General features: G+C 67.9%; 12 protein-coding genes. 5 read left to right on the plus strand and 7 right to left on the minus strand.

Features of this window, described 5'->3' with window-relative positions:
* Positions 1 to 30: 30 nt before the first annotated feature.
* The 3 genes from nusA to infB are packed head-to-tail and all read left to right on the plus strand — an operon-like array spanning position 31 to position 4,830.
* On the plus strand, positions 31 to 1,641 hold the full coding sequence (gene nusA, locus EEY80_RS04030; RefSeq protein ID WP_126975289.1) for a transcription termination factor NusA: 1,611 nt from the start codon (positions 31 to 33) through the stop codon (positions 1,639 to 1,641).
* A 22-nt stretch (positions 1,642 to 1,663) separates the two neighbouring features.
* Positions 1,664 to 2,314 (plus strand): RNA-binding protein, encoded by a 651-nt coding sequence (locus EEY80_RS04035; protein WP_126975290.1) that lies wholly within the window; start codon positions 1,664 to 1,666, stop codon positions 2,312 to 2,314.
* Positions 2,311 to 4,830, plus strand: a complete 2,520-nt coding sequence (infB, locus tag EEY80_RS04040) for a translation initiation factor IF-2 (protein WP_126975291.1) — start codon at positions 2,311 to 2,313, stop codon at positions 4,828 to 4,830. The genes EEY80_RS04035 and infB overlap by 4 nt, the downstream gene beginning before the upstream one ends.
* A 447-nt stretch (positions 4,831 to 5,277) precedes the next feature.
* Here the strand turns inward: infB and mutT are convergent, their stop codons facing one another.
* Genes mutT through EEY80_RS04055 form a run of 3 tightly spaced genes read right to left on the minus strand, consistent with a single transcriptional unit; the run spans position 5,278 to position 8,064 of the window.
* A complete protein-coding gene (gene mutT / locus EEY80_RS04045) occupies positions 5,278 to 5,676 on the minus strand; it encodes an 8-oxo-dGTP diphosphatase MutT (RefSeq protein ID WP_126975292.1) in 399 nt (132 codons plus the stop codon).
* A gap of 4 nt (positions 5,677 to 5,680) precedes the next feature.
* Entirely contained in the window at positions 5,681 to 7,051 is a 1,371-nt protein-coding gene (argJ, locus tag EEY80_RS04050; RefSeq protein WP_126975293.1) for a bifunctional glutamate N-acetyltransferase/amino-acid acetyltransferase ArgJ, read from the minus strand.
* 32 nt (positions 7,052 to 7,083) lie between these two features.
* Complete coding sequence (locus tag EEY80_RS04055; RefSeq protein ID WP_126975294.1) at positions 7,084 to 8,064, minus strand: peptidylprolyl isomerase; 981 nt, start codon at positions 8,062 to 8,064, stop codon at positions 7,084 to 7,086.
* 186 nt (positions 8,065 to 8,250) lie between these two features.
* On the opposite strand from EEY80_RS04055, the gene secA reads away from it, so the two are divergent.
* Both secA and EEY80_RS04065 read left to right on the plus strand, forming a co-directional pair.
* Positions 8,251 to 11,085, plus strand: coding sequence for a preprotein translocase subunit SecA (secA, locus tag EEY80_RS04060; RefSeq protein ID WP_126975295.1), 2,835 nt, complete (start codon positions 8,251 to 8,253; stop codon positions 11,083 to 11,085).
* Between the two features lie 158 nt (positions 11,086 to 11,243).
* Entirely contained in the window at positions 11,244 to 12,173 is a 930-nt protein-coding gene (locus tag EEY80_RS04065; RefSeq protein WP_126975296.1) for a hypothetical protein, read from the plus strand.
* Here EEY80_RS04065 and EEY80_RS04070 read toward each other — a convergent pair.
* The 4 genes from EEY80_RS04070 to dnaK all read right to left on the minus strand — a co-directional run bounded on the left by EEY80_RS04070 (position 12,170) and on the right by dnaK (position 16,925).
* Complete coding sequence (locus tag EEY80_RS04070; RefSeq protein WP_126975297.1) at positions 12,170 to 12,673, minus strand: sigma-70 family RNA polymerase sigma factor; 504 nt, start codon at positions 12,671 to 12,673, stop codon at positions 12,170 to 12,172. The genes EEY80_RS04065 and EEY80_RS04070 overlap by 4 nt on opposite strands.
* Positions 12,674 to 12,805: 132 nt before the next feature.
* Positions 12,806 to 13,567 (minus strand): RadC family protein, encoded by a 762-nt coding sequence (gene radC / locus EEY80_RS04075; RefSeq protein ID WP_126975298.1) that lies wholly within the window; start codon positions 13,565 to 13,567, stop codon positions 12,806 to 12,808.
* Positions 13,568 to 13,785: 218 nt separating this feature from the next.
* On the minus strand, positions 13,786 to 14,940 hold the full coding sequence (dnaJ, locus tag EEY80_RS04080) for a molecular chaperone DnaJ (RefSeq protein WP_126975299.1): 1,155 nt from the start codon (positions 14,938 to 14,940) through the stop codon (positions 13,786 to 13,788).
* 74 nt (positions 14,941 to 15,014) lie between these two features.
* Complete coding sequence (gene dnaK, locus EEY80_RS04085) at positions 15,015 to 16,925, minus strand: molecular chaperone DnaK (protein WP_126975300.1); 1,911 nt, start codon at positions 16,923 to 16,925, stop codon at positions 15,015 to 15,017.
* Positions 16,926 to 16,976 lie beyond the last annotated feature (51 nt).

Raw genomic sequence — 16,976 nt, forward strand, 5'->3', positions numbered from 1 at the left:
CCAAGAACCCCAGACCGGGAGTGACGACAGATGGCGATTACCTCTGCCAACCAGCTTGAACTTCTCCAGACGGCCGAGGCCGTCGCGCGCGAGAAGATGATCGACCCGGAACTGGTGATCCAGGCGATGGAGGAAAGCCTCGCCCGCGCCGCGAAGTCGCGTTACGGCGCCGAGATGGACATCCGCGTGTCGATCGACCGCAAGACCGGCCGCGCCACCTTCACCCGGGTGCGCACTGTGGTCGAGGACGAGGCGGTCGAGAACTATCACGCCCAGCTGACCGCCAAGCAGGCCAAGCAGTATCTGGCCGACCCGCAGATCGGCGACGAGATCGTGGACGAGGTGCCCCCCGTCGATCTGGGCCGCATCGCCGCGCAGTCGGCCAAGCAGGTGATCCTTCAGAAGGTGCGCGAGGCCGAGCGCGACCGCCAGTTCGACGAGTTCAAGGACCGCAAGGGCTCGATCATCAACGGCATGGTCAAGCGCGAGGAATACGGCAACATCATCGTCGATATCGGCCGGGGCGAGGCAATCCTGCGCCGGAACGAGAAGATCGGCCGCGAAAGCTATCGCCCCAACGACCGCATCCGCGCCTATATCAAGGACGTGCGGCGCGAGGCGCGGGGCCCGCAGGTCTTCCTCAGCCGGACCGACCCGCAGTTCATGGCCGAGCTGTTCAAGATGGAAGTGCCGGAAATCTACGACGGCGTCATCGAGATCAAGGCCGTGGCCCGCGATCCGGGCAGCCGGGCGAAGATCGCCGTGATCAGCTATGACAACTCCATCGACCCGGTCGGCGCCTGCGTCGGCATGCGGGGCAGCCGCGTGCAGGCGGTGGTGAACGAGTTGCAGGGCGAGAAGATCGACATCATTCCGTGGAACGAGGATCAGGCCACCTTCCTCGTGAACGCGCTGCAGCCCGCCGAGGTGTCGAAGGTCGTCATCGACGAGGAAGCCGGCAAGATCGAGGTCGTGGTGCCCGACGAACAGCTGAGCCTCGCCATCGGCCGGCGCGGCCAGAACGTGCGGCTGGCCAGCCAGCTGACCGGGCTCGACATCGACATCATGACCGAGGCGCAGGAAAGCGAACGCCGTCAGGCCGAATTCACCGAACGCACGCAGATGTTCATGGATGCGCTGGATCTGGACGAGACTTTCGCCCAGCTTCTGGTGGCGGAAGGCTTCACCAATCTGGAAGAGGTCGCCTATGTCGATCTCGACGAGCTGCTGGTGATCGACGGGGTGGACGAGGGCACGGCCGAGGAATTGCAGGCCCGCGCCCGCGACCGGATCGAGGAACAGAACCGCAAGGCGCTGGAAGCGGCCCGCGAGCTGGGAGTCGAGGACAGCCTTATTGAATTCGAGGGCCTCACTCCCCAGATGGTGGAGGCGCTGGCGAAGGATGGCGTGAAGACGCTGGAAGATTTCGCCACCTGCGCCGACTGGGAACTGGCCGGCGGCTGGACGACGGTCAATGGCGAGCGCGTCAAGGACGACGGCATCCTCGAGAAGTTCGACGTCAGCCTCGAAGAGGCGCAGAACCTGGTGATGACCGCCCGCATCCAGCTGGGCTGGGTCGATCCGGCGGAACTGTCCGGCGTCGAGGAGGACGCGACCGAAACCGAGGAGGACGAGGCCTGACCGGCCTCGGGACGCAGCGGGCATGACGCGCGGGGGCCGCAGGGACGAAACGGACGGGCCGGAACGGAAGTGCATCGCCACGGGCGAGGCGCAGCCGAAGACGGGGCTGATCCGCTTCGTCGTCGGCCCCGACGCGGTGGTGGTGCCCGATCTGGCGGAAAAGCTGCCCGGCCGGGGCATCTGGGTTTCGGCCGACCGCGCCGCGCTGGACCGCGCGGCGAAGAAGGGACTGTTCTCGCGCGCCGCGAAGGCGCCGGTGACGGTGCCGCCCGATCTGGCCGACCGCGTCGAGGCGCTGCTGGTCGACCGGGTGGTGCATCTGGTGTCGCTGGCCCGCAAGGCGGGCGAGGCGGTCACCGGATTCGAGAAGGTGAAGGAGTGGCTGGCCCAGGGACGGGCGCGGGTGCTGCTTCAGGCTTCGGACGGATCGGAGCGCGGCAAGGCCAAGCTCTGGACCCCGCCCGGAGGACGATATTTCGGCTGTCTGACCGCCGGGGAATTGGGTTTGGCATTCGGTCGGGACTATGCGATACACGGCGCGCTTGCGGCTGGCGGACTCGCATCGCGTGTTGTAGAGGAAGCGGCAAAGCTGTCCGGGTTGCGCTTGGCGCAGACCGCTGACGGACAGCAGGACGGCGGCGAGTCCGCCGGGAAGGATACGAAATCGGAATGAGCGATACGGACGGCAAAAAACCCCTTGGGCTCGGCGGCGGGCGTCCCGGTCAGGTGAAGCAGAGCTTCAGCCACGGCCGGACCAAGACCGTTCAGGTCGAGACCAAGCGCAAGCGCGTGGTGGTGCCGAAGCCCGGCACCCCGTCCGGCAAGCCGGCGGGGTCCGGCGGTTCGGGCGACCCCTCGCGCCGGCCTGCCGGGATTTCCGACGCCGAGATGGAACGCCGTCTTGCGGCGCTGCGCGCGGCCAAGGCCCGCGAGGTCGAGGAGGCCGCGCAGCGCGCCGCCGACGAGGCCGAGCGCGAGCGCGAGCGCGAAGAGCGCCGCCGCGAGATCGAGCAGAAAGAGCGCGACGAGCGCGAGCATCAGGAAGCCCTGCGCCTGAAGGCCGAGGAAGAGGCCCGCAAGCTGCGCGAGGCCGAGATCCGCGCCCAGAAGAAGGAAGAGGTGCGCAAGCCCGCCCCGGCCCGTCCGGCGGCGGTGGATCCGGCTGCCGCGCAGGCCGCCGAGGCGCGCGCCGCGACCAAGGGCGTCGCCGCCGCCGGCCCGCGCAAGACGGACCGCGAGCGCGAGGCGCAGGACCGGGACAGCCGCGGCAAGGGCAAGGGCGACGACAACCGCCGCTCGGGCAAGCTGAGCCTGAACGAGGCGCTGAACAGCGAGGGCGGCCGCACCCGGTCGCTGGCCGCGATGAAGCGCAAGCAGGACAAGGCCCGGCAAAAGGCGATGGGCTATGGCGCCAGCGCCGAAAAGCAGGTCCGCGACGTGCAGCTGCCTGAAACCATCGTGGTGCAGGAACTGGCGAACCGGATGAAGGAACGCGCCGCCGACGTGGTCAAGGCGCTGATGAAGATGGGCATGATGGTTTCGATGAACCAGCCCATCGACGCCGATACCGCCGAACTGGTGATCGAGGAATTCGGCCACCGCGCCGTGCGCGTGTCGGATGCCGACGTGGAACAGGTGATCGACACGGTGCAGGATGCCGCGTCCGACCTGCGGCCGCGCCCGCCGATCGTCACGATCATGGGCCATGTCGACCACGGCAAGACCTCGCTGCTGGACGCGATCCGCAAGACCAGCGTCGTGTCGGGCGAAGCCGGCGGCATCACCCAGCATATCGGCGCCTATCAGGTGACGACGGAACGCGGCTCGGTGCTGACCTTCCTCGACACGCCCGGCCACGCGGCCTTCACCTCGATGCGGGCCCGTGGCGCGCAGGTGACGGATATCGTGGTGCTGGTGGTCGCGGCGGACGACGCGGTGATGCCGCAGACGGTGGAGGCGATCAACCACGCCAAAGCCGCCGGCGTGCCGATGATCGTGGCGATCAACAAGGTCGACAAGCCGGATGCCAACGCGCAGAAGGTGCGGACCGACCTGCTGCAGCACGAGGTCGTCGTCGAACAGATGGGCGGCGAGGTGCTGGACGTCGAGGTGTCGGCCAAGACCGGCAAGGGCCTGGACGACCTGCTGGAAAACATCGCGCTGCAGTCCGAGATCCTCGACCTGAAGGCCAACCCGGACCGCGCGGCCATGGGCGCGGTGATCGAGGCCAAGCTGGATGTGGGCCGGGGTCCGGTCGCGACGGTTCTGGTGCAGCACGGCACGCTGAAGCGCGGTGACATCTTCGTCGTCGGCGAACAGTGGGGCAAGGTGCGGGCCCTGATCAACGACAAGGGCGACCGCGTCGACGAGGCCGGTCCCTCGGTGCCGGTCGAGGTGCTGGGCCTGAACGGTACGCCCGAGGCGGGCGACGTGCTGAACGTCGTCGAGACCGAGGCGCAGGCGCGCGAGATCGCTGCCTATCGCGAACAGGCCGCCAAGGACAAGCGCGCCGCCGCCGGGGCCGCCACCACGCTGGAACAGCTGATGGCGCGGGCCAAGGCCGACAAGGACGTGTCGGAACTGCCGATCCTGGTGAAGGCCGACGTTCAGGGTTCGGCCGAGGCGATCGTGCAGGCGATGGAGAAGATCGGCAACGACGAGGTGCGCGTGCGCGTGCTGCATTCGGGTGTCGGCGCCATCACCGAAAGCGATATCGGCCTTGCCGAGGCGTCGGGCGCGCCGGTCATCGGCTTCAACGTCCGGGCGAACGCCCCGGCGCGGGCCGCGGCGAACCAGAAGGGTGTCGAGATCCGCTATTACTCGATCATCTACGATCTGGTGAACGATATCCGCGATGCCGCCTCGGGCCTGCTGAAGAAGGAAGTGCGCGAGAACTTCATCGGCTATGCCGAGATCAAGGAGGTCTTCAAGGTCTCCAACGTCGGCAAGGTCGCGGGCTGTCTGGTCACCGAAGGCATCGCGCGCCGTTCGGCGGGCGTGCGCCTGCTGCGCGACAACGTGGTGATCCACGAGGGCACGCTGAAGACGCTGAAGCGCTTCAAGGACGAGGTCAAGGAAGTGCAGTCCGGCCAGGAATGCGGCATGGCCTTCGAGGCCTATGACGACATCCGCCCGGGCGACGTGATCGAGATCTTCGAACGCGAAGAGGTCGAACGCAAGCTGGCCTGACCCGGCCTGCCGGAAATGACGAAGGGCGCCCGGTGGGCGCCCTTTTTGCATGGCCGTTGCCGGCCCGGAAACGGGTGGAAAAGGCAAAGGGGGGCCGCGAAGCCCCCCTTCCGAGGTGAAGACCGACCTTCCTCCCTCAGTCGGTCTTCCTGTTCACCGGGTTCCCGACATAAAGCCGTTCCCCGACGCGCACCTGAATCTTGCCGTTGTCAAGCTGTGCCTCGAACGTCCCCTGGACGGAAACGCAGCTGCCGACGGTGATAGTCCTGATCATGGCCCCAACCCCCAGTTATTGAAGCGATTCGCACGCTGATCAATTTCGCGCCGCTTCTCGCCACCCCATGTCTTAATCTGACACAAATTCGACATCATCGACAAGACAGAAAATTGCGCTGTCGTTAATATCTCCGCAAGATCGCTGCGCTGCGGCGAAGGCGCCGCCCTGGGTCACAGCCAGTCGCGCAGGATCGGGATCAGCGGAATGTCGGCGGGCGGCATCGGGTAGTTCGTCAGATCCCGCGCCCGCACCCAGGCCAGCGCCTGCCCCTCGCGCCCTGTCACCGTGCCCTGCCAGCGCCGGCAGGCGAAGAGCGGCATCAACAGGTGAAACGTCTCGTAACTGTGGCTGGCGAAGGTCAGGGGCGCGAGGCAGGAGGACCAGGTCTCGATCCCCAGTTCCTCGTGCAGCTCGCGGATCAGCGCGGCCTCGGGCGTCTCGCCGGGCTCGACCTTGCCGCCCGGAAATTCCCACAGGCCCGCCAGCGCCTTGCCCTCGGGGCGCTGCGCCAGCAGCACGCGGCCGTCCGCGTCGATCAGCGCGACGGCCGCCACCAGCACGATCTTCATCGCGTCAGGACCGGTAGTCGGCGTTGATGTCGATATAGCCGTGGGTCAGGTCGCAGGTCCAGGCGGTGAAGCGGCCGCGGCCCAGCCCCAGATCGACCCCGATCACCAGCGCGTCGTTCTTCATGTAGGCCGAGGTTTCGGCCTCGTCGTAGCCGGGCGCGCGCCAGCCCTTCTCTGCCACAAGGATGTCGCCGAAACGGATGGCGAGCCGGTCACGGTCGGCCTGCGCGCCGGACTTGCCGACGGCGGCGACGATGCGGCCCCAGTTGGCGTCCTGCCCGGCGATGGCGGTCTTGACCAGCGGCGAATTGGCGATGGACATGGCGACGCGGCGCGCATCGGCGGCATCGGCGGCGCCGGTCACGCGGATTTCCACGAACTTCGTGGCGCCTTCGCCGTCGCGCACCACCTGCTGCGCCAGATCGGTCATCACCGCCTTCAGCGCCGCCTCGAAATCGCGGGCGACCTTGCTGCGCAGGTCGGTGATCGGCGCGGCGGGCGAGGTGCCGGTCGCGGCGAGGATCAGCGCGTCGGAGGTCGAGGTGTCGCTGTCCACGGTGATCGCGTTGAAGGTCGTGTCCACCTGCCGCGACAGCATCTTCTGCAGCGCCTTGCGGTCGATCCGGGCATCGGTGAACAGATAGACCAGCATCGTCGCCATGTCGGGCGCGATCATCCCCGACCCCTTGGCGATGCCGGCGATGCGGATCGGTCCGCCCTCGCCCTCGATCTCGGCTGCGGCGCCCTTGGGGAAGGTGTCGGTGGTCATGATCGCCCGTGCCGCATCCTCGATCGCGGCATCGTCCAGCGCGCCCTTCAGCTCGTCGATGCGCGCGGCGATCCGTTCCCAGGGCAGCGGCTCGCCGATCACCCCGGTGGAGGAGGAGAAGACCCGCGACGCCGGCACGTCCAGCGCCGCCGCGACCGCGCCCGTCAGCCGGTCCACCGCCTCTTGCCCGCCCGCGCCGGTGAAGGCGTTAGCATTGCCGGAGTTGACGATGATCGCCGCGCCGGCCGTGTCATCGACGCGGCCCGCCAGCTTCGCCTGACAGTCGAGCACGCAGGCGGCGCGGGTGGAGGACCGGGTGAACGCCCCGGCGATGGCCGCGCCCGGCGCGATGCGCACCAGCATCACGTCGGTGCGGCCGGCATAGCGGACGCCGGCGGCGGCGGCGGCGAATTCCACCCCGCCGATCACCGGCAGGGCAGGGAAGGCGGCGGGGGCCAGCGGCGACACCGCCAGCGCCTTCTTCTTCGCCGGGGCCGCCGGGGCCTCGGCCGCGGCCGGCGGGGCCAGCTGCGACTTCAGCTTCTCGACCTTCGCCTTCAGCTTCCGGACCTTGTCCTTCGCCTTGCCGTCCTTGTCCTTCGCCATCCGCGCCGTTCCCCGTTCAGGCTGCCTTGCCGTCACTCGGCAAGGATCGTGTCGTCTTTCAGCACTGCCGGGTCGATCCCGTCAACCATCCGTTCGACGCTGGCCGAGGCGGTGACCTCGGTGATGCGGTCGGCGACGGCCTGCTGCTGGATCTGCGCGGCCAGTTCGTCGCGCACCTGATCCAGCGGCGGCGCCTCGGACTGGCGGGTCTCGTTCAGGCGGATGATGTGCCAGCCGAACTGCGTCTGCACCGGGTCGGACAGCTCGCCCGGCTCCAGCGCCACCACGGCGGTCTCGAAGGGCTCGACCATCATCCCCAGCCCGAACCAGCCGAGTTCGCCGCCATTCGGGCCCGAGGGGCCGGTCGAATGTTCGGCGGCGACGGCGGCGAAATCCTTGCCGCCCTCGATCTCGGTCTTCACGGTCTGCGCCTCTTCCTCGGTTTCCACCAGGATATGCGAGGCGTTGTATTCCGTCTGCGGTTCGGCATTGGCATAGGCCGCGTCATAGGCCGCCTGCAGCGCCTCGTCCGTCACCGCGTCCACCGCCACGTCGTCCAGCGCCACGCCCGCCAGATAGCCCAGCCGTTGCGTTTCAAGGATCAGCTCGTCACGGCGGGTCAGCCCGGCCTCGCCGGCCTCGGCCAGCGCGGTCTGCTGCACCAGCTGGTCGAGGATGCCCTGGAACAGGATGTCGTCCGGCAGGGCGAGGTATTCCGCCGGCAGGGTGGCGCGCAGGGCGATCATGTGGCCCAGCGTGATGTCGCGGCCGTTGACCGTGGCCACGACCGTATCCGCCGTGGGGGCCGGGGCGTCGGGGTCGGCCGCCGTTTCGGTCCCGGCCGTCGCCGGAGCCTCGGATGCCGTCCCGGGTGCCGCAGTTCCCGGCGCCGCCGTCTCGGGCGCCGCGGTCTCGGGTGCCGGGGCGGGGGCGGCATCCTGCGCGGCGGCGGGCAGCGCGGCCGCGACCGACAGCAGGATCGCCGTGGTGCCGAGGAGTCGGGCAAGGGTCATAGAGGAAGCTCCGCGATAGGCCGCGGTTTCCCGCGGCGTTGACACTCTGACGGCAGCCCCTTACATCGCGACTGGTCCTGTGGAGGCCGATCCGCCCATCGTTAGCCGCCTTACTAGGCAAGGCGCCGCAGGCGGGCAAGGCCGCATCCCACACGATCCTGTCACTCGAACCCGGGCGGAGAACACATGCTGGGCATCGGAAGTCTCGCGCGGAAGGTCTTCGGCACCCCGAACGACCGGCTGGTCAAGTCCGTCCGCCCGCTGATCGGCAAGATCAACGCCCTGGAGCCGGACTTTCAGGCCCTGTCCGACGAGGGGCTGATCGCCAAGACCGCCGAGTTCCGCGACCGCGTCGCCAAGGGCGAAAGCCTCGACAGCCTGCTGCCCGAGGCCTTTGCCAATTGCCGCGAGGGCGCGCGCCGGGCGCTCGGCCTGCGGGCCTTCGACGTGCAGCTGATGGCGGGCATCTTCCTGCATCAGGGCAATATCGCCGAGATGAAGACTGGCGAGGGCAAGACACTGATGGCGACCTTCCCCGTCTATCTGAACGCGCTGGCGGGCAAGGGCGTGCATGTCGTCACCGTCAACGACTACCTGGCGAAGCGCGACGCGGAATGGATGAGCAAGGTCTATGCGGCGCTCGGCCTGACCACCGGCGTCGTCTATCCCTTCCAGCCCGAGGCGGAAAAGCGCGCCGCCTATCGCGCCGACGTGACCTATGCCACGAACAACGAGCTGGGCTTCGACTATCTGCGCGACAACATGAAGACCTCGGTCGAGGAGATGGCGCAGCGCGGGCATTTCTTCGCCATCGTCGACGAGGTGGACTCGATCCTCGTGGACGAGGCGCGGACGCCGCTGATCATCTCGGGCCCCTCGCAGGACCGGTCGGAGCTGTATCGCACGCTGGACGCCTATATCCCCGAGCTGACGGACGAGCACTTCACGCTGGACGAAAAGGCCCGCAACGCCACCTATACCGAGGAAGGCAACGAATACCTCGAACAGCGGCTGCACGAGGCCGGTGTCCTGCCCGAGGGGCAGACGCTGTACGACCCGGAATCCACGACCATCGTCCACCACGTCACGCAGGCCCTGCGGGCGCACAAGCTGTTCCAGAAGGACCAGCACTATATCGTCCGCGACGGCGAGGTGGTGCTGATCGACGAATTCACCGGCCGGATGATGAAGGGCCGCCGCCTGTCCGACGGGCTGCATCAGGCCATCGAGGCCAAGGAAGGCGTGACCATCCAGCCGGAAAACGTGACGCTGGCCAGCGTCACCTTCCAGAACTACTTCCGGCTTTACGAAAAACTGGCCGGGATGACCGGCACCGCGGCCACCGAGGCCGAGGAGTTCATGGAAATCTACAAGCTGGGCGTGGTCGAGGTGCCGACGAACCGGCCTATCGCCCGGGTGGACGAACACGATCAGGTCTATCGCACCGCGCGCGAGAAATACGAGGCCATCGTCCGCGCCATCAAGGAGGCGAATGCCAAGGGCCAGCCCCTGCTGGTCGGCACCACCTCGATCGAGAAGTCCGAGATGCTGTCGGCCATGCTGTCCAAAGAGGGCATCCCGCATAACGTGCTGAACGCCCGCCAGCACGAACAGGAAGCCAAGATCGTCGCCGATGCCGGCAAGCTGGGCGCGGTGACTATCGCCACCAACATGGCGGGCCGCGGCACCGACATCCAGCTGGGCGGCAATGTCGAGATGAAGGTGATGGAGGCGCTTGCCGCCGATCCCGAGACGCATCCCGACGAGCTGCGCGCCCGGATCGAGGCGGAACATTCCGCCGAAAAGCAGCAGGTGCTGGACGCGGGCGGGCTCTATGTCCTCGCCACCGAGCGGCATGAAAGCCGCCGCATCGACAACCAGCTGCGCGGCCGGTCGGGCCGTCAGGGCGACCCGGGCCGGTCGTCCTTCTTCCTGTCGCTGGAAGACGACCTGATGCGGATCTTCGGGTCGGACCGGCTGGAAAAGGTGCTGTCGACGCTGGGGATGAAGGAAGGCGAGGCGATCATCCATCCTTGGGTGAACAAGTCGCTGGAACGCGCGCAGGCCAAGGTCGAGGGCCGCAACTTCGACATCCGCAAGCAGCTGCTGAAATTCGACGACGTGATGAACGACCAGCGCAAGGCGATCTTCAGCCAGCGCCGCGAGATCATGGAAGCCGAGGATCTGTCGGACATCGTGCGCGACATGCGTCATCAGGTGATCGACGATCTGGTGGACGGGCACATGCCGGCGCGCAGCTATTCCGACCAGTGGGATACCGAGGGCCTGACCGAGGCCTGCCGGCAGAAGCTGGCGCTGGACATGCCGCTGGCCGAATGGGCCGCCGAGGATGGCGTCGATCAGGAAACGATGCGCGAGCGCATCGCTGCCGAGACGGACCGTTTCATGGCCGACAAGGCCGAACGCTTTGGCCCCGAAACGATGCGCAACATCGAGAAGCAGATCCTGCTGCAGACCATCGACACCCGCTGGCGCGAACATCTGGTGACGCTGGAACATCTGCGGTCGGTCGTGGGCTTCCGGGGCTATGCGCAGCGCGACCCGCTGTCGGAATACAAGACCGAGGCGTTCCAGCTGTTCGAGACGCTGCTGGACGGGCTGCGCAGCGACGTGACGCAGAAGCTGGGCCAGATCCGGCCGCTGACCGAGGAAGAGCAGCAGGCGATGCTGCGCCAGTACATGGCGCAGCAGGGCGGGCGTGCCCCGGTCGCGGCCAAGGCCGATGCGGCCGAGGCGCCTGCCGAACCCGCAGCGGCGGAACCGGCGCCTGCGGAGCCCGCACCCGCCCCGGCCGCGCCGTCCCGCCCGGCCCAGCCTGCCGCCGAGCCGGCGGCTGCGGACACGCTTGAGGCGCTGAGGGCGCCGCTGCCGCCGGCGCCCGCGGCCCGGCCGGGCTTCGACGCGGCGGATCCCGCGACCTGGGGCAACCCGTCGCGCAACGATCCCTGCCCCTGCGGATCGGGCCTGAAGTTCAAGCACTGCCACGGCAAGCTGGGCTGAGACCCCCCGCCGGGCGGCGCCCGGCGCCGTTTGCGACAGTTCCGTTTCCCTAGGGGTGACAAAGGGGCCGCATCGGGGCGAATGCCCCGTTTGCGCCCCGTCTTCGCCATGTTCAAACGTTAACGATTTCCTCAAGACGGGGAATCGGTGCGTTTGTCATGGCTGTAACACGACTGAACGGTCTTGCGCTGGCGGCAGCCGTCATCACGGCGGCGGCGAGCGGGCATCTGGTGCAGCAGCGGTCGCAAAAGGGCCAGCAGGTCGAGGTTGCGGCGATCACCCCCACCTCCATCGTCCCCGTCGCGGCGACCCTCGTCGCCGGGATGGCCGAGCCGGACCTCGCCCCCGGGACGCTGGCCTTGCCGCCGCTGCACTTCCTGCCCGACGATCCGCCGCTGCCCGCCCTGCCGGACAGCGCCGCCGCCTGCACCCCCGGTCTCGATGTCGCGGCGGTTCCCGGGGCGCTGATCGCGCTGAGGGTCAGCGACCGCTGCCGCCCCGGCGCGCGGATCGAGCTGACGCAGCCGGGCCTGCGCGTCACCCAGGTGCTGTCGGCCGAGGGGCTGTGGCAGGGGGAGCTGCCGGCCCTGACGCCCGACGTGGCGCTGTCGGTGCGCTTTGTCGAGGGCGACGAACTGCTGGCCCGTGTCGCGGTGCCGGATTTCACCACCACCCGCCGGGTGACGCTGGCCTGGCAGGGCGACCTGCCGCTGGAACTGGGCGCGCATGTCGCCGGGGCGGTGCCGGGGCAGCCCGGCCATGTCTCGGCAAGCCGGCCCGTCGATGCCATCGGCCGGCTGATGCGGCTTGGCGATTCCTCGGCTCCCATGCCGGCGCTGGCACAAGTCTTCACCGCCGCGGCGGATGCCGGCGTGATCGGGCTGGAACTGGTCGCCGCGGTCACTGCCGCCAGCTGCGGGCGCGAGATCCGGGCGGATCTGCTGCGCGACGGCACGATGCAGCAGATCGCGCTCGCGATGCCGGAGTGCGGCGATATGGTCGCGGATGCGGGCGAGTTCGTGTTGCTGCCGCTGCCGGGCCTGCCGGCCGCCGGGGCCGCACAACTGGCGCTGGCGGGCGACCGCTAGACCTGCTGGTCGCCCAGATCGGCCATCACCATCTGCCGGGCGCGGTTGACGCGGCTTTTCACCGTGCCGACCGCCACACCGCAGATCGCGGCCGCGGATTCATAGCTTTCGCCCAGCATCACCACGAGGATCAGCATTTCCCGGTAATGTTCCGGCAGCCGGCCCACGACCTCCATCAGCTCCTTGCCGCGCAGCGTCCATTCCTGCGTCGGCGCCACCGGCTGCGGGATCGAGGCGGCGTCGATGACGCCCGGCGCTTCCCGCCGCGACCGCTTGGCGCGTGAATAGAAGGCGTTGCGCATGATGGTGAACAGCCAGGCGCGCAGGCGGGTGCCGGGTTCGAACTTGTCGAGGTTCGACAGCGCCTTCAGCAGGGTTTCCTGCACCAGATCGTCCATCTCGATCGGGTCGCGCGTCAGTGTCCAGGCAAAGGCGCGCAGGGCCGGAATCAGCGCGACGACATCATCGGTAATCCGCGTCGTCGTCTCGTCATCCCGCATCCCCGGCCTCCACGACTGATGACGACAGGCGCTGGGCCTGCCGTTGACTCGAACGTGAACGCATGGATTTTGAACCGGTTCCGCCCGGCGCCCGTAATGCAGGACTCGGAATGCTGCACGGCGGCCGGACCCTTAGAGGTAACCTTCGGAACGAAAACTGATCTCGCGGCTGCGGCCGATGATCAGGTGATCGTGCAGCGTAATGCCCATCACCGCCCCCGCGTCGCGGATGCGTTCGGTCATCTCGATATCCTGCGGCGAGGGGCTGGGATCGCCGCTGGGATGGTTGTGCACGAGGATCAGCGCCGAGGCGTTCAGTTCCAGCGCCCGGCGGATCACCTCGCGCGGGTAGATCGGCACATGGTCCACCGTGCCCTGCGCCTGCGCCTCGTCCGCGATCAGCATGTTCTTGCGGTCGAGATACAGCACGCGCACCTGTTCGGTGTCCCGATGCGCCATCGCCGTGTGGCAATAGTCGATCAGCGCCGCCCAGGAGGACAGCACATGCCGGTTCAGCACGCGGGCGCGGGCCATTCGCTGCGCTACCGCCTCCACCACCTTCAGGGTCTGCACCACGGCCTCGCCCGCGCCCTGCACCTCGCTCAGGCGGGCGGGCGGGGCGGTGACGACGGCATTGACGTCGCCGAAGCGGTCCAGCAGGCGGCGGGCGAGCGGCTTCACGTCCTGCCGGGGGATGGCGAGGAACAGCACCAGTTCCAGCAGTTCGTAATCGGGCACCGCCGCAGCGCCGCCCTCCATCAGCCGCTGTCGCAACCGGCGGCGATGATCGCGGATATAGCTGGGCAGACGGTCCGGCAGCGGCGCCGCCACGGCCTCGTCCGGGTCGAGGTCGAACATCGTCTGGAAATCGTGCAGGGCGGACGGGCGGGACATGGCGCCAGACTGCCCGGCGAGAGTTTCGGGAAGGTTAACGCGGGCCGTGGCCCTTGACCGGCCGTGTCAGACTTTCCTCCAGCCTTCGGCGTGGCTTCGCGCGTTCGGCGGGGAAACGCTCCACCGGAGCGTCTCCCTATCCGGTCAATCCGGGGCACGGACAGGGCCGTGCCCGTGAAACCGGACGGACTTCCACTGGAAGTCCGCGCATTCCGGTTTCACCCCTTCATGCCGTCCCAGAAGGTCTTCACCTTCGAGAAGAAGCTGTTGCTTTCCGGGTTGTTGTCCTCGGACAGCTTCTCGAATTCGCGCAGCAGGTCCTTCTGCCGGCTGGTCAGGTTGACCGGCGTTTCGACCGCCAGCTCGATCAGCATGTCGCCGCTGCCGCCGCCGCGCAGGGCCGGCATCCCCTTGCCGCGCAGCCGCATCTGCCGGCCGGTCTGGCTGCCGGCGGGGATCTTCACCCGGCTGCGGCCGCCGTCGATCGTCGGCACCTCGACCTCGCCGCCGAGCGCGGCGGTGGTAATCCCGACCGGCACCCGGCAGTAGAGGTTCACGCCCTCGCGCTGGAACAGCGGATGCTCCCGCACCTCGAGGAAGATGTAGAGGTCGCCCGACGGACCGCCGCGCAGGCCCGCCTCGCCCTCGCCGGCCAGACGGATGCGGGTGCCGGTTTCCACCCCGGGCGGGATGTTGACGGACAGCTGCCGTTCCTTTTCGACCCGACCGGCGCCGTGGCAGACCTTGCAGGGGTTCTTGATCGTCTGGCCGAGGCCGCCGCAGGTGGGGCAGGTGCGTTCGACGGTGAAAAAGCCCTGCTGCGCCCGGACCTTGCCCATGCCCGAACAGGTGGGGCAGACGGTGGGTTCGGCTCCGCCCTCGGCCCCGGTGCCGGAACAGGCGCCGCAGGCGACCGAGGTCGGCACCGAGATGGTCTTCTGCGACCCGAGGAAGGCCTCTTCCAGCGTGACGCGCATGTTGTAGCGCAGGTCCGACCCGCGCTGCGCCCGCTGCCGGCCGCCCGGGGCGCCGCCGCGCCCGCCCATGAAATCGCCGAACAGATCCTCGAACACGTCCGAGAAGGCGCTGGCGAAATCGCCCTGCCCGCCAGCCCCCGGCCCGCCGCCCCGCGGCCCGCCCATTCCGCCGTCGAAGGCGGCATGGCCGAAGCGGTCATAGGCGGCCTTGCGGGTGTCGTCCTTCAGGACATCATAGGCCTCGTTCACCTCCTTGAACCGCGACTCCGCCTCGGGATTGTCCTGGTTGCGGTCGGGATGGAGTTCCTTGGCCTTCTGCCGGTAGGCCTTCTTGATCTCGTCGGGCGAAGCGCCACGGGACAGGCCCAGCACTTCGTAAAAATCCCTCTTAGCCATCTTGCACCCCTATCCGGAACGCGCATGACCGGCCCGCGGGCGCGGACCGGTCATGCCTGTTCCTCGCCGCGCGATCAGCGACGCTTGTCCTCGCCCAGATCCTCGAAGTCGGCATCGACGATGTCGTCATCGGCCGAGCGGACCTCGTCCTCGTCGCGGTCCTTGCCGGATTCGGCGGCCTGCGCCTTGTAGATCGCCTCGCCCAGCTTCATCGCCGCATCGGTCAGGTTCTGGATGCCGCCGCGGATCTTGCCCACGTCGTCGGTCTTCAGCGCCTCTTCCAGCGCGCCGACGGCCAGCTCGATCGCCTCGACGGTCGAGCCGTCCACCTTGTCGCCATGCTCTTCCAGCGACTTGCGGGTCGAATGGACAAGGCTTTCGGCCTGGTTCTTCGTCTCGACCAGTTCGCGGCGGGACTTGTCGGCCTCGGCATTGGCCTCGGCATCGCGGACCATCCGGTCGATCTCGTCATCGGACAGACCGCCCGACGCCTGGATCGTGATGTTCTGCGACTTGCCGGTGCCCTTGTCCTTGGCGCTGACCGACACGATGCCGTTCGCGTCGATGTCGAAGGTCACCTCGATCTGCGGCATCCCGCGCGGCGCCGGCGGAATGTCCTCGAGGTTGAACTGGCCGAGCAGCTTGTTGTCCGCCGCCATCTCGCGTTCGCCCTGGAAGACGCGGATCGTCACGGCGTTCTGGTTGTCCTCCGCCGTCGAGAAGATCTGCGACTTCTTGGTCGGGATCGTGGTGTTGCGGTCGATCAGCCGGGTGAAGACCCCGCCCAGCGTCTCGATCCCGAGGCTGAGGGGCGTCACGTCCAGCAGCACCACGTCCTTGACGTCGCCCTGCAGCACGCCCGCCTGGATCGCCGCGCCGAGCGCCACGACCTCGTCGGGGTTGACGCCCTTGTGCGGTTCCTTGCCGAAGAAGTTCGTCACTTCCTCGATGACCTTCGGCATCCGGGTCATCCCGCCGACCAGCACGACCTCGTCGATGTCGCCCTTCGAGACGCCCGCATCCTTCAGCGCGGCCTCGCAGGGTTTCAGCGACTTCTTGATCAGGTCCGCCACCAGGCTTTCCAGCTTGGCCCGGGTCAGCTTCATCACCATGTGCAGCGGCGTGCCGGACTTCATGTCCATGCTGATGAAGGGCTGGTTGATCTCGGTCTGCTGGCTCGAGGACAGTTCGATCTTGGCCTTCTCCGCCGCCTCTTTCAGACGCTGCAGGGCCATCTTGTCCTTGGTCAGGTCGACGCCATGCTCTTTCTTGAATTCGTCGGCGAGGTAGTTGACGATCCGCATGTCGAAATCCTCGCCGCCGAGGAACGTATCCCCGTTGGTCGATTTCACCTCGAACAGGCCGTCGTCGATTTCCAGGATCGTGATGTCGAAGGTGCCGCCGCCGAGGTCATAGACGGCGATGGTCTTCGATTCCTTCTTGTCGAGCCCGTAGGCCAGCGCGGCGGCCGTCGGCTCGTTGATGATGCGCAGCACTTCCAGACCGGCGATCTTGCCGGCGTCCTTCGTCGCCTGACGCTGGGCGTCATTGAAATAGGCGGGGACGGTGATCACGGCCTGGGTGACGGTCTCGCCCAGATAGTTCTCGGCGGTTTCCTTCATCTTCTGCAGGATGACGGCCGAGATCTGCGAGGGCGAATAGCGCTCGCCCCGGGCCTCGACCCAGGCGTCGCCATTGCCGCCATCGACGATGGCATAGGGCACCAGCTTGCGGTCCTTCTCGACCTCGGCGTCGTTGACGCGGCGGCCGATCAGACGCTTGACGGCGAAGATGGTGTTGGTCGGGTTGGTGACGGCCTGACGCTTGGCGGGCTGGCCGACGAGCCGTTCGCTGTCGGTGAAGCCGACGATCGACGGCGTGGTGCGGGCACCTTCGGAATTCTCGATGACGCGCGGCTGCGCCCCGTCCATGATGGCGACGCAGGAGTTCGTGGTCCCGAGGTCGATCCCGATGACTTTGGCCATGATATGTACCTCTTCTTGCGGCGATGTTGTGGATGACAGGCCCGAGCGCGG

This window comes from Frigidibacter oleivorans, from assembly GCF_003993775.1.
In the GTDB taxonomy this organism is placed as follows: domain Bacteria; phylum Pseudomonadota; class Alphaproteobacteria; order Rhodobacterales; family Rhodobacteraceae; genus Frigidibacter; species Frigidibacter oleivorans.

Excerpts from the sequence above, each read along its gene's own strand:
- dnaJ (WP_126975299.1), bottom strand. The coding sequence starts at position 14,940 with ATGGCTAAGAGGGATTTTTACGAAGTGCTGGGCCTGTCCCGTGGCGCT.
- EEY80_RS04065 (WP_126975296.1), top strand. The coding sequence starts at position 11,244 with ATGGCTGTAACACGACTGAACGGTCTTGCGCTGGCGGCAGCCGTCATC.
- nusA (WP_126975289.1), top strand. The coding sequence starts at position 31 with ATGGCGATTACCTCTGCCAACCAGCTTGAACTTCTCCAGACGGCCGAG.
- argJ (WP_126975293.1), bottom strand. The coding sequence starts at position 7,051 with ATGGCGAAGGACAAGGACGGCAAGGCGAAGGACAAGGTCCGGAAGCTG.
- radC (WP_126975298.1), bottom strand. The coding sequence starts at position 13,567 with ATGTCCCGCCCGTCCGCCCTGCACGATTTCCAGACGATGTTCGACCTC.
- infB (WP_126975291.1), top strand. The coding sequence starts at position 2,311 with ATGAGCGATACGGACGGCAAAAAACCCCTTGGGCTCGGCGGCGGGCGT.
- EEY80_RS04055 (WP_126975294.1), bottom strand. The coding sequence starts at position 8,064 with ATGACCCTTGCCCGACTCCTCGGCACCACGGCGATCCTGCTGTCGGTC.
- EEY80_RS04035 (WP_126975290.1), top strand. The coding sequence starts at position 1,664 with ATGACGCGCGGGGGCCGCAGGGACGAAACGGACGGGCCGGAACGGAAG.
- EEY80_RS04070 (WP_126975297.1), bottom strand. The coding sequence starts at position 12,673 with ATGCGGGATGACGAGACGACGACGCGGATTACCGATGATGTCGTCGCG.
- mutT (WP_126975292.1), bottom strand. The coding sequence starts at position 5,676 with ATGAAGATCGTGCTGGTGGCGGCCGTCGCGCTGATCGACGCGGACGGC.
- secA (WP_126975295.1), top strand. The coding sequence starts at position 8,251 with ATGCTGGGCATCGGAAGTCTCGCGCGGAAGGTCTTCGGCACCCCGAAC.
- dnaK (WP_126975300.1), bottom strand. The coding sequence starts at position 16,925 with ATGGCCAAAGTCATCGGGATCGACCTCGGGACCACGAACTCCTGCGTC.